A 12,880-nucleotide genomic window follows, 5' to 3' on the forward strand; every position below is an offset into this window, starting at 1 on the left:
CTGGCGGAGCCGGCGGACCTGACCCGCGATATTCGGGTCAGATCCGCCGAGCAGGACGACGTCTTCGAGCAGCAGCTTGAAGTCGTCGTCCTGCTGCTGCACGGCGGCCAGCACGAGCGCGAGGCCGCCCTTGGCCAGCTTGTCCGCGTGCCGCTTCCAGATCGCCGGGAACGCTACCGCCTCGACGCGCAGGATGCGGTCCTCGACCTCGAGGAATGCCATCGGCTGCCCTTTGCGCGTCATCATCGGCTTCACGGACACGACCATGACCGGGAAGACGGCCATCGTGCCGTCCGGCTGATCCGCCAGATCGACGAGCCGGTCGACGCCGTGCGGCTCGAGCGCTTCCTCGATCGCATCGATCGGATGACCGGACAAATAGAGGCCGAGCAGTTCCCGCTCCAGCTCCAGCTTCTGCGCCGTCGTGAACGGCTTCACGTCCGGCAGCTCGACCTCCCAGTTAATCACTTCCTCGAAGCCGAACAGGTCGATCTGCAATTCCTCGCGGTCTTTGCGCCACTTCGCTGCCGCATCGACAATCTCGTCGAGCCCGCCGAGCAGCTGCGCCCGGTGGCCCGGCAGCGAATCGGATGCTCCCGCCATGACGAGGGACTCCGTCACCCGCTTGTTGACGACGCGAAGGTCGACGCGGCGGCACATATCGGTAAGGCTGTCATACGGCCGCTCCGCCCGCTCTTTCATGATCGATTCGATCGCCTGCGTGCCCACATTCTTCACCGAGGCCAAGCCGAACCGGATCGCGCCAGCGCTCGGCTTGCCCTTCGACGTCACATTGGCGTCTGCATTCCCATCCTGCTGCCCCGCTCCCAGCGGCGTCGTCCCGTCACCGCCGCCAATACGAGAGCTGCCAGCCGATTCTTCGTGCGCCTCTTCAACTGGTGCAGACCCATACGGCTGTTCGACTGCCGACCCGCTCGTACCACGCTCCACTGCTGCGAGCGCCGCCGATTCTTCGGCCACACGTTTCACTGGCGTAAACGTCACGCCGCTTTCGTTCACATCCGGCGGCAGAACGTCGATGCCCATGCGCCTGCATTCGTCGACATATTCCGCCGTTTTCCGCTGGTTGCCGGTTACCGAAGCCAACATCGAAGCCATGAACGGCACCGGGTAATGCGCCTTCAAATAAGCGGTCTGGAAGGCAAGTACGCCATATGCCGCCGCGTGAGCACGCGGAAAACCGTAATCTGCGAACCGGACAATCATATCGTATACCCGGTTCGCATCGGTTTCCTTATACCCCTGCTTCAGACTTCCTGCGACAAAATGCGCGCGTTCCTCATCCAGCACTTCGCGCTTCTTCTTGGACACGGCACGGCGCAGCAAGTCCGCTTCGCCAAGCGAGAATCCCGCCATCGCCGAGGCGATCTGCATGATCTGCTCTTGGTAAACGATAATGCCGTACGTATCGGACAGAATCGGTTCCAGCGACGGATGCGGATATTCGACCTCGATCAGCCCGTGCTTGCCTTGAATATATTTCGGAATAAACTCCATCGGACCCGGACGGTACAGCGCCAGCACCGAGACGATATCTTCGAACGAAGACGGCTTCATCTCTTTCAGCACACGTCTTACGCCGGTCGACTCCAATTGGAAAATGCCTGTCGTCTCACCGCGCCCCAGCATCTCGTACGTCTGCGGATCGTCGTCGCGGATATGGCGGAAATCGATTTCTCTGCCATACAGCTCCTTCACCCATCGCAGCGTCCGCTCGACGATCGATAAGGTGCGCAATCCGAGAAAATCCATCTTGAGCAGTCCGACCGCTTCCAGGTTCTCCATCGAATACTGCGTCAGCGCCGTACGCTCGGTTCCGGCTTGCAGCGGCACGTAATGCGTCAAAGGCTCCTGTGAAATCACGACTCCCGCGGCGTGCGTCGAGGCGTGGCGGGGCATCCCTTCGACCTTCATCGCCATCTTCAGCAGCGCATCGGTGCGCGGCTGTCGCTCGCAGGCTTCGCGCAGCTCGGAGGTCGTCCGAAGCGCCTCCTCCAGCGTAATGCCAAGCTGATTGGGGATCAGCTTCGCCGCCCGGTCGACTTCGCCGAACGGCACGTTCATCGCACGGCCTACGTCGCGCACAGCTGCGCGTGCGGCCATGGTACCGAACGTAATAATTTGCGCGACATGCTCCTCGCCGTACTTCGCGCTGACGTAAGCGATGACCTCATCGCGCCGCTCGTCGTTGAAGTCGATATCGATATCGGGCATCGATACCCGTTCCGGATTGAGGAACCGCTCGAAGAGCAGCTTGTACTTGAGCGGGTCGACGTCCGTAATGCGCAGCACATAAGCGACGAGACTGCCTGCCGAAGAGCCCCGTCCCGGACCGGTACGGATGCCTCGTTCATGCGCGAACCGGATGAAATCCCACACGATCAGAAAATAATCGCTGTACCCCATCCGGTCAATTACTGCAAGCTCATATTGCAGCCGTTCCAACGCCTCTTCGCTCGGCGTACCTTCGTATCTCGCGTCCAGCCCGTCCTTGCACAGCGCAGCCAGATAAGCAGCGCTTGTCATGCCGGCAGGGACCGGCCGGAACGTCGGCAGCGCCGCACGTCCGAGCGTCAGCTCGAGCCGGCATTTGTCCGCGATCTCTGCCGTATTCGTTATCGCTTCCGGCACATGGCGGAACAGCGCCGCCATCTCGTCGCCGCTCTTCAGATAGAGCTGGTCGCTCGCCATCTTCAGACGGTCTTCGTCGTCGACCGTTTTGCCTGTGCCGATGCAGATGAGCACATCCTGCATCGCCGCGTCCTCCGTACGCAAATAGTGCGCATCGTTCGTCGCCGCAAGCTTGACGCCGATCTCTCGAGCGAGCTCGATCAGCCCGGGCATCACTTTCTTTTGCTCCAAAATGCCGTGGTCTTGAAGCTCAATATAATAATCGCCGCCGAATATCGCCTTATACCGCAGCGCCGCCGCTTTCGCTTCTTCCGGGCGTCCGTGCAGCAGATGCTGCGGCACTTCGCCGCCGAGGCACGAGCTTAAGCAGATGAGCCCTTCCGCATGCTCAGCGAGCGCTTCCATATCGATGCGCGGCTTATAGTGAAGCCCTTCCAGTTGTCCGATCGTAACGAGCTTCATCAGATTGCGGTAGCCGGTCTCGTTCTTCGCCAGCAGAATAAGATGATAGATCGGATTCTCTTTTCTCGTTCCTTTATCGAACCGCGATCCCGCGGTCATATAAACCTCGCAGCCGATTATCGGCCGGATGCCGTTATCCCGGCATGCCTTATAGAACGGGATGGCGCCATACATCACCCCGTGGTCGGTCAGCGCGAGCGAATCCATCCCAAGCTCCGCCGCCCGTTCAGCCAGCTCGCGTATGCGGGCCGCGCCGTCCAGCAAGCTGTATTCGCTGTGCACGTGCAAATGCACGAACCGGTTCCGTCCTTGTTCCGTTACGTTCATCGCCGTCCGTCCCTCCTCCACCGTACCGAATGATACAATACGACTATTTTATCATAATCAAGCCCTCACAGCCCATACAATGTAGCAATGGCCGGACAGGCCGACTAGGGGCTGCGCCGCATGGCGGACAAGTCCACTGCGAACGGGAGGCAGCTTGCCCATGTTGAACAGCATTCTGTCCAAAGCAATCCTCGATTTTCTTATCGCATTCGGTGTCGTCGTCGGCGGCTCGATGCTGGCCGGCATTGGCGCCGTGCTCGTCATGACGCCTCCGTCCATCTCCATGCTCGAGACGGCCGCCAAGCTGAAAATATGGGCGATCGTCGCCGCTGTCGGCGGTTCGATCGATCCGATGCGATACATCGAAAGCAACTTGCTCGAAGGCCATTTCTCGCCCGTTGCCGTGCAGATCTTCTATATTGTCTGCTCCTTCCTCGGCGCGCACGTTGGGACCGAGCTGATCAAAGCGGTCTGCCGAGGCAGTGCGTAGCATGCGGGTGCCACCATTCGAACGGTTCGCTCGCTATGTCAAGTACGGCATGATTCTAATGCTTGGCGGCGTCGTCGGCGCTGCCGTCTATCACTCCATCTACATGAGCAGCTTCGAGAGGGTGACACAACTAAACCATGATTTGCAGGAGCAATTGGAGCAGTACGGGCGGGATATCGAAGGGTTGAACAAATACAAAAACCAGCACACCGTCATCAAAAGCATCGTACCGATCATTCTAAAAGAGGAAGAGCCGCTCAATGAACTCGTCGAAGCGGAGTTGAAGAAACGGTTGAAGGAGGATTTGTCCGTATTCATAGGCACGAGCATCTATCAGATCGACGACAATGCCGAATTCGCAAGCAAGCTGTTGAAGGACAAAATCTATGTCAGCGTACGCGGAGCCGATTACCGCATTACGATACGCACGGTGCTGGTCGCCGACAATGTGCTGCAAGTATGGGTGCGTGCTGTGAAATATGAGAGACCGCCTGCGTAACAACAACGTTACCTCCTTATGCCACGAAAAATAGGCCAACCAGAAATCTCTGGCTGACCTAATCATACGAAAGAGCCCCGAAAGGCTCTTTTTCTATTAACGGCAAGCTGTCGCGATTAACCTATTCTTCATACCGCTGAATAACAATAACCGCATTGTGTCCGCCGAAGCCGAAGGAATTGGATAACCCGGTTCGCAGCGGCGCTTCGAGCGGCTTGGTTGGAACGTTCGTCAATCCGCACTCCGCATCCAACTGCTGCAGATTGGCTGTCGGCGGCACGATGCCGCTGCGCAGCGACTGAATGAGCGCAATCGCCTCAACGCCGCCAGCTGCGCCAAGCATATGGCCGAGCATCGATTTGTTCGCCGTAACCGGAATGCGGGCGGCATGCTCGCCGAACAGACGGATGATCGCCTGCCCTTCCGAACGGTCGCCGACCCCTGTGCTCGTTGCATGGGCGCTGATGACGTCGACTTCGGACGGCTGAATGCCCGCATCGGCCAGCGCCGTACGCATCGCCTTCTGCGCCCCCTCGCCTTCCGGATGCGTCGCTACGACGTGATAAGCATCCGAGCTTGCGCCGTACCCGGTCACCTCGGCGTATATCCGAGCTTCTCTACGTCTTGCATGCGCCAACGATTCCAGAACGACGATACCGGCTCCTTCTGCCATAACGAAGCCGTCGCGGTCGGCATCGAACGGCCGGCTCGCCCGCGTCGGATCGTCGTTGCGCGTTGACAATGCATGCGCATTGCCGAAGCTTGCCAGCGATATCTCGGTTATGGTCGCTTCTGCGCCGCCTGCGATTACGACATCGGCGATGCCGAGCCGGATGAGTCTCATCGCTTCGCCGATCGACGTATTGCCGATCGAGCATGCCGTCACGGGAGCCAGAGTTGGTCCCGTAGCGCCGAACCGGATGCTGATGGTGGCAGCCGCCATATTCGCAATCAGCATCGGCACGAGCATCGGGCTTACTCTGTCCGGCCCGCGCTCACGCAATATGCCATCCTGCTCGAGCAAAGTATTCAGACCGCCGATGCCCGACCCGACGTATACGCCGACCCGGTCACGGTCTATCTCGTCCAACTTCAGTCCCGAATCATCGATCGCTTGTTCCGCCGCTGCCACTGCGAACTGAACGAAACGGTCCATTTTGCGAGCTTCCTTCCGGCCGAACCGGCCCTCCGCATCGAACGAGCCGACAACACCCGCAATTTGCGTCTTGAGCTTATCTGTATATGGCGCATCCACGCGCGCAATGCCCGAATCCCCATTCAGCATTCGGCTCCACATCTCTTCTACTTTATTGCCAAGAGGCGAAATGACGCCCATGCCTGTTACGACGACACGTTCCATATCGGCCTACACTCCTTGTGCGCGCTTCGCCGTCCGCCGCCTATTACGGATTCATGTTCGGAACCGGGCGGCCATCGGACTGCTGCGCTTCATTTTTAGTACCTGGTATTAAACATGTTCCCACAGTCTGTATCCTATTACAAGTTGTTGTTTATCCTAGTATAATGGGTACTATGAAATAGCATTCAACGGAAAATCATATACCGCTTTGAACGAAGAAAGTGAGGTTTCGACCCAATGAACCAGAGCGCGAGACTCGCGGCGTTGTCGACTTTCCTAAAGACGCAGCGCTCCAAAATATCGCCGGAATCGGCTGGCCTGCCAGCCGGCACACGCAGACGGACGCCCGGACTGCGGCGGGAGGAAGTCGCTGCGATTGCAGGTGTCAGCACGACTTGGTATACGTGGCTGGAGCAAGGACGCGACATACAGGCGTCGCCCGCCGTTCTGGATGCAATTGCCTCCGCATTGCGGCTGACACATGATGAGCGAAACTATTTGTACGATCTTGCGCTGGAGAGCAGTTCGTTAGCGGGCAGTTCGGCTGTCGAGCAGAATCCTTACACACAAGACGATATCAGTCCGCCCCTTCGCAAAATTTTGCAGGAGCTGCGCCAGTGCCCTTCCATCGTCTCGGACCGCCGCTGCCAGATCGTCGGATGGAACGAGGCTGCCTCGCATGTCTTTCTGGACTTCTCGCAAGTGCCTGAGGAAGAGCGGAACATGATCAGGGTGCTGTTCACCCGGCAGGAGCTTAGAAGACTTGCCGTCAACTGGAAGGAATTCGCCAGCGGCTACCTGTCGATCTTCCGCGCGTATTACGGTCAATATGTCGAAGACAATTGGTACGATCGGTTTCTGAAGGAGATGACGGAGCTGCATCCCGATTTTCAGGAGCTGTGGGAGCACAGCCAGGTAAGCACGGCGCCTGAAGTCGTCTTGGAGTTCCGGCATGCAAAGGCGGGCAAGATGTTGTTCCATCTTACTTCGCTTCAACTGCAGGGCGGGTCCGATCTGCGGTGCAGCATTTACACGCCAGCACCGGAGAGCTCGACAGAGGCGAAGCTGGTGAAGTTGATGGGGCCTGCACGGGGTGCGACCCTCTAACGTAGCTAACGGGCTTCCTGTACTATCCCATTTCAATCCACGCACCCACACGTGGTGCGACTCTTAGCGTCAACGGGCTCGGCGCCAAGCCGATCAAATTTCAATCCACGCTCCTACATGGGGTGCGACGCCTGATAGACCGGATCGGAGTTAGGGTCGTACGAATTTCAATCCACGCACCCACATGGGGTGCGTCACTTCGTGCTTTTGTACGCTTCCCCGAAGGCTTCCGTCATTTCAATCCACGCACCCGTATGGGGTGCGACATATCCATGTATCCGCTTGCCGGGATTGGCTTCATATTTCAATCCACGCACCCGCATGAGGTGCGACACAGATCAGGTACTCGAAGTCGTACTAGCGCGTATTCCAATCCACGCACCCGCATGGGGTGCGACTTCGAGTTGGTGGACGGAACAAACATGTTTTTCGGATTTCAATCCACGCACCCGCATGGGGTGCGACTATAAATCCGGTCTTTCCATAAACACGGTCAGCGATTTCAATCCACGCACCCGCATGGGGTGCGACAGGTAGTTGCACCGCAGATCGGAGTGTCGGTTGAGATTTCAATCCACGCACCCGCATGGGGTGCGACAGGCGAGACGCAAGCGAGCATCCTTCGCTCATGATTTCAATCCACGCACCCGCATGGGGTGCGACCAGTACATCTACACTGCGCTCCAGCTGCAAGAACATTTCAATCCACGCACCCGCATAGGGTGCGACGTGTGGTGATCTAACTTTAAGTGACTGCTTCCGCATTTCAATCCACGCACCCGCATGGGGTGCGACGTACTCTTCAACGGCTGCTATTAGGTCAGATTGATTATTTCAATCCACGCACCCGCATGGGGTGCGACGACTTTGAACCGTTCGATACTGATTGGCAGATTAACATTTCAATCCACGCACCCGCATGTGGTGCGACATTATGGTTTTGCGGCGAATGCCGCCATCGAGTCATTTCAATCCACGCACCCGCATGGGGTGCGACTCGCATGTTTCTTGCGCCCAACAACCGTTATCCAAATTTCAATCCACGCACCCGCATGGGGTGCGACTGGACAGTCCGACTCGCACTGGTGCCACGGATCGAATTTCAATCCACGCACCCGCATGGGGTGCGACCAGGCTCAAAACGTGATGGACTTTGTGCTGTATCATTTCAATCCACGCACCCGCATGGGGTGCGACCTCGTTTACTACAGCCAGGAAGACTCGCGCTGGCGATTTCAATCCACGCACCCGTATGGGGTGCGACTCCGTTCGGGGAAGCACTCATCAGGGTACATCAATTTCAATCCACGCACCCGCATGGGGTGCGACGAAATAGACGCTGTTTGGATCCGCCAGGAGCTGGTATTTCAATCCACGCACCCGCATGGGGTGCGACGTTCCACCAACGAATTCGTAAAGGTTGGACTGAGATTTCAATCCACGCACCCGCATGGGGTGCGACCCAATCTACCGATGTGATATTCCCATCATCAAAAATTTCAATCCACGCACCCGCATGGGGTGCGACGATTTCTGGTCGTGAATTCGATTAATCATGGTTAATTTCAATCCACGCACCCGCATGGGGTGCGACATGGTTGCAATTAATGATCAGACAATACGGATTGATTTCAATCCACGCACCCGCATGGGGTGCGACGTGCAGCTGCTCGAGACGACAAAGCTGTCCGAGACAATTTCAATCCACGCACCCGCATGGGGTGCGACGGAATGGACTAGGACGGAAATGCGATTTAAGAAAATTTCAATCCACGCACCCGCATGGGGTGCGACAAGCTGACATTCCCTGAGGGGCCGGCAGTAACCAATTTCAATCCACGCACCCGCATGGGGTGCGACCCCATCAAAGCCGCTGAATATTCACCTCCGGTACGCTATTTCAATCCACGCACCCGCATGGGGTGCGACACTGATCTCTTTAACCTTTCGAGCGTTTATCTGCGATTTCAATCCACGCACCCGCATGGGGTGCGACTAGTCAGCGGGCTCGATTGTCGTTTTCAAAAGGATTTCAATCCACGCACCCGCATGGGGTGCGACGTTATATTGGCCATTACGTGGGGCCTGTTCATCAAATTTCAATCCACGCACCCGCATGGGGTGCGACGCGAACAGCGAATCCGTTTCTTGCCGCAAGTCTTATTTCAATCCACGCACCCGCATGGGGTGCGACGGCTTCTCAATCCGGTTCGCGCTGCTGGACAATGATTTCAATCCACGCACCCGCATGGGGTGCGACAGTGCGGATCCGGACGACGAAGCAGAGGCACAAGACATTTCAATCCACGCACCCGCATGGGGTGCGACTAACCTCGACGGTTTCGGCGTAAGCAGTCGTGTAAATTTCAATCCACGCACCCGCATGGGGTGCGACCGAGATTAAGCCCGCTGTCCGCAAGGCCCTACATATTTCAATCCACGCACCCGCATGGGGTGCGACATTTGATAACCAACGATAAGTCAGAAGAGAAGGGAATTTCAATCCACGCACCCGCATGGGGTGCGACGAATAGTCGCCCAAGCTTGACCGCCACTTGAAGGATTTCAATCCACGCACCCGCATGGGGTGCGACGCCCTTAAACTTATAGATACATTCTTCTGTTTCATTTCAATCCACGCACCCGCATGGGGTGCGACACGTCGGCATCTGGCCGCTGCATAGAGAGTATGAGATTTCAATCCACGCACCCGCATGGGGTGCGACTATTGTTACTGGCCCCGTACCAGCGACCTTAAGCCATTTCAATCCACGCACCCGCATGGGGTGCGACGGGTTTATGCAAAGTTACAAGGGCTAATTAAAGACATTTCAATCCACGCACCCGCATGGGGTGCGACTGCTTCATGACGTCCGCAATCACCAACAGTTTGCATTTCAATCCACGCACCCGCATGGGGTGCGACGGTACAGAAACAACTTGTGGTAAGCACCCTCCAATTTCAATCCACGCACCCGCATGGGGTGCGACTAAAAGAGGTTAGATTGATCGAACAGAAAATAAACATTTCAATCCACGCACCCGCATGGGGTGCGACAGAGCATCCGTCACAGTTGCCAGCGATGGTGGATCATTTCAATCCACGCACCCGCATGGGGTGCGACGGCAACGGCGGCAACGGCGGCGTGGTTAACCCGTGATTTCAATCCACGCACCCGCATGGGGTGCGACCATGTACTGGACATTTCCAAGGAGAAATTGAGCATTTCAATCCACGCACCCGCATGGGGTGCGACCATCTCCATCGTAGACGACCCGGTAAAGGATGCGATTTCAATCCACGCACCCGCATGGGGTGCGACAAGGGCGTGGGGCGGCCAGAGGTTAGGACAGAGATTTCAATCCACGCACCCGCATGGGGTGCGACGTCAGCGAGGGTGATCCCTATCCAACCGTTGATAATTTCAATCCACGCACCCGCATGGGGTGCGACGGCACAGCCAAGTACAAGACGGCGATTGACTATCTATTTCAATCCACGCACCCGCATGGGGTGCGACCCCGATCTATCGGCAAGTGCCGGTCAATGCCAGTCAATTTCAATCCACGCACCCGCATGGGGTGCGACTCCACCTGAGCATGCATGAGCAAACCCCATCACATATTTCAATCCACGCACCCGCATGGGGTGCGACGCCACCGCCTATTCTGTGTTTCTCAAGCACAAGGATTTCAATCCACGCACCCGCATGGGGTGCGACGGTTCACGTATTCGGACTCTGCAAAATTGCTGAGTCATTTCAATCCACGCACCCGCATGGGGTGCGACCACGACCGTTTCGCGTTCCTTCTGGCCGTAATCACATTTCAATCCACGCACCCGCATGGGGTGCGACATGAGTTTCTTATAGGTATCAACGTTTGTGTTTTTATTTCAATCCACGCACCCGCATGGGGTGCGACAAGTCCCGGCGATTAAGCCAGTACCGTAGTTTGATTTCAATCCACGCACCCGCATGGGGTGCGACAATGCATCTAAGTCGTCTTTGTCCGTGGCGATATTATTTCAATCCACGCACCCGCATGGGGTGCGACTTCTTCGGTCGGGCCAGTATTTTCGTCCTGGTCAATTTCAATCCACGCACCCGCATGGGGTGCGACGATCTGTCCGCGTTGTGGGCGAGAGCTCGTATGGCTATTTCAATCCACGCACCCGCATGGGGTGCGACTGCCGTTACACCGATTAGCTGGCCTTCGTAAACCATTTCAATCCACGCACCCGCATGGGGTGCGACGCCAGTCGTCTTCGATTCCACGGCCTACGACAAAATTTCAATCCACGCACCCGCATGGGGTGCGACCGTTGACGCCGAATTAGCTCAAATTGAGCTAGAATTTCAATCCACGCACCCGCATGGGGTGCGACTAACTGGTCAACGTGTATACACGATAACCGATGAAGAATTTCAATCCACGCACCCGCATGGGGTGCGACAAACGCAAGATTGGCGGCACGCAATGCACGATTTTATTTCAATCCACGCACCCGCATGGGGTGCGACTCTACATCATGCGTTCCACATAGCTCTTCAAATGTTATTTCAATCCACGCACCCGCATGGGGTGCGACCGATTTCGGATCGATCAACAACCAATCAATGACATTTCAATCCACGCACCCGCATGGGGTGCGACAAGACGATTATGCTCGGTCTCATGCAAGCGGTGCCATTTCAATCCACGCACCCGCATGGGGTGCGACCCAATTCGCTTTCTAGTAATTCGTCTGCACCTCCAATTTCAATCCACGCACCCGCATGGGGTGCGACAATAGCTTCTTACATAGTGGGATCAGTCCATTAATTTCAATCCACGCACCCGCATGGGGTGCGACGATTTTTAACCCGTACGTAATCAACCGTTCAACAATTTCAATCCACGCACCCGCATGGGGTGCGACCCAAAGCTTACGTAATAGGGCGTTCAAAATGAGATTTCAATCCACGCACCCGCATGGGGTGCGACACGGACGGGCCGGATTAAAGAGCGTGATGAATGGGCATTTCAATCCACGCACCCGCATGGGGTGCGACTCGTTTAACGCGTTTCGTTATGGATATATTAAAATTTCAATCCACGCACCCGCATGGGGTGCGACACGGGCCTGGCTACCGTTGGAGGGGCAGCCGATAATTTCAATCCACGCACCCGCATGGGGTGCGACCCGGACGTGATTAATGACCTACGAACGCTGCAGGAATTTCAATCCACGCACCCGCATGGGGTGCGACCATATTCTCACCTTCCCCAATTCAACAGAGCGGACATTTCAATCCACGCACCCGCATGGGGTGCGACGGACCAGATGAGTTCGTGTTATCCATAAAATCACGATTTCAATCCACGCACCCGCATGGGGTGCGACGGGAAGACGGCTACTGCAGCAAAGTGGGCTTATAAATTTCAATCCACGCACCCGCATGGGGTGCGACGGACAACGTTCTTCAGGCATATCGTATGAAAAAAATTTCAATCCACGCACCCGCATGGGGTGCGACAGCGATTTTAAGCAACAACAGGCCAAAAATCGTTAAATTTTTATTACAACAACAACCTCACAGCATAGAAAAGCGTTATAGCGTTAGTCTAAATGGAAATTGTTGATAGATATTTCGGTGCGAATGCCCCTGGGAAAGTATGTGAGCTGTACATTCGCACCATCGGTTCGCACTACAAGATTAAAGGTGCTTCAAGATCAAGAGATGATTTCAAACCGTGATGCTCTACCTTCGTCTTGTGCTTATTGCCAAGCTGATAAAATCGGAGGCTATCCTGTTGCGGGTCAATGATATCAAGGAGTTTAAACTTTAATGCGGCGAATTGGGCGGAGTCCACAATGCATTCAAATACCGAGTTTTGCACACGCTGTCCGTAGTTTTGGCAAATCTTCGATACCTGACGTAATCTGCGCTGGCCTTCACTACTTACTGTGCTTACATCATAAGTAACTAACACGAGCACT

General features: G+C 56.1%; 6 protein-coding genes and 1 CRISPR repeat array. Of the genes, 3 read left to right on the plus strand and 3 right to left on the minus strand.

Annotated features, from left to right (window positions below; translation table 11 throughout):
• The coding region (locus PKO01S_RS09655; protein ID WP_127531133.1) for a DNA polymerase III subunit alpha at positions 1 to 3,441 on the minus strand (3,441 nt) is incomplete at its 3' end.
• 160 nt (positions 3,442 to 3,601) lie between these two features.
• On the opposite strand from PKO01S_RS09655, the gene PKO01S_RS09660 reads away from it, so the two are divergent.
• Positions 3,602 to 3,931, plus strand: a complete 330-nt coding sequence (locus tag PKO01S_RS09660) for a YtrH family sporulation protein (RefSeq protein ID WP_407669642.1) — start codon at positions 3,602 to 3,604, stop codon at positions 3,929 to 3,931.
• Position 3,932: 1 nt separating this feature from the next.
• Positions 3,933 to 4,430, plus strand: coding sequence for a hypothetical protein (locus tag PKO01S_RS09665; protein WP_127531134.1), 498 nt, complete (start codon positions 3,933 to 3,935; stop codon positions 4,428 to 4,430).
• Between the two features lie 121 nt (positions 4,431 to 4,551).
• Here the strand turns inward: PKO01S_RS09665 and fabF are convergent, their stop codons facing one another.
• Positions 4,552 to 5,790 (minus strand): beta-ketoacyl-ACP synthase II, encoded by a 1,239-nt coding sequence (gene fabF / locus PKO01S_RS09670; protein WP_127531135.1) that lies wholly within the window; start codon positions 5,788 to 5,790, stop codon positions 4,552 to 4,554.
• Between the two features lie 237 nt (positions 5,791 to 6,027).
• On the opposite strand from fabF, the gene PKO01S_RS09675 reads away from it, so the two are divergent.
• Positions 6,028 to 6,897: a helix-turn-helix transcriptional regulator gene (locus PKO01S_RS09675; protein ID WP_127531136.1), complete on the plus strand. Its 870-nt coding sequence runs from the start codon at positions 6,028 to 6,030 to the stop codon at positions 6,895 to 6,897.
• Between the two features lie 29 nt (positions 6,898 to 6,926).
• A CRISPR array of direct repeats spans positions 6,927 to 12,416; the repeat unit is 32 nt; unit sequence ATTTCAATCCACGCACCCGCATGGGGTGCGAC.
• Between the two features lie 172 nt (positions 12,417 to 12,588).
• On the opposite strand, the gene cas2 is transcribed toward PKO01S_RS09675, so the two are convergent.
• Positions 12,589 to 12,879: a CRISPR-associated endonuclease Cas2 gene (cas2, locus tag PKO01S_RS09680; RefSeq protein ID WP_127531219.1), complete on the minus strand. Its 291-nt coding sequence runs from the start codon at positions 12,877 to 12,879 to the stop codon at positions 12,589 to 12,591.
• Position 12,880 lies beyond the last annotated feature (1 nt).

It is taken from the genome of Paenibacillus kobensis NBRC 15729, assembly GCF_004000825.1.
Lineage (GTDB): Bacteria > Bacillota > Bacilli > Paenibacillales > Paenibacillaceae > Paenibacillus_T > Paenibacillus_T kobensis.

Excerpts from the sequence above, each read along its gene's own strand:
- fabF (WP_127531135.1), bottom strand. The coding sequence starts at position 5,790 with ATGGAACGTGTCGTCGTAACAGGCATGGGCGTCATTTCGCCTCTTGGC.
- PKO01S_RS09660 (WP_407669642.1), top strand. The coding sequence starts at position 3,602 with ATGTTGAACAGCATTCTGTCCAAAGCAATCCTCGATTTTCTTATCGCA.
- PKO01S_RS09665 (WP_127531134.1), top strand. The coding sequence starts at position 3,933 with ATGCGGGTGCCACCATTCGAACGGTTCGCTCGCTATGTCAAGTACGGC.
- PKO01S_RS09675 (WP_127531136.1), top strand. The coding sequence starts at position 6,028 with ATGAACCAGAGCGCGAGACTCGCGGCGTTGTCGACTTTCCTAAAGACG.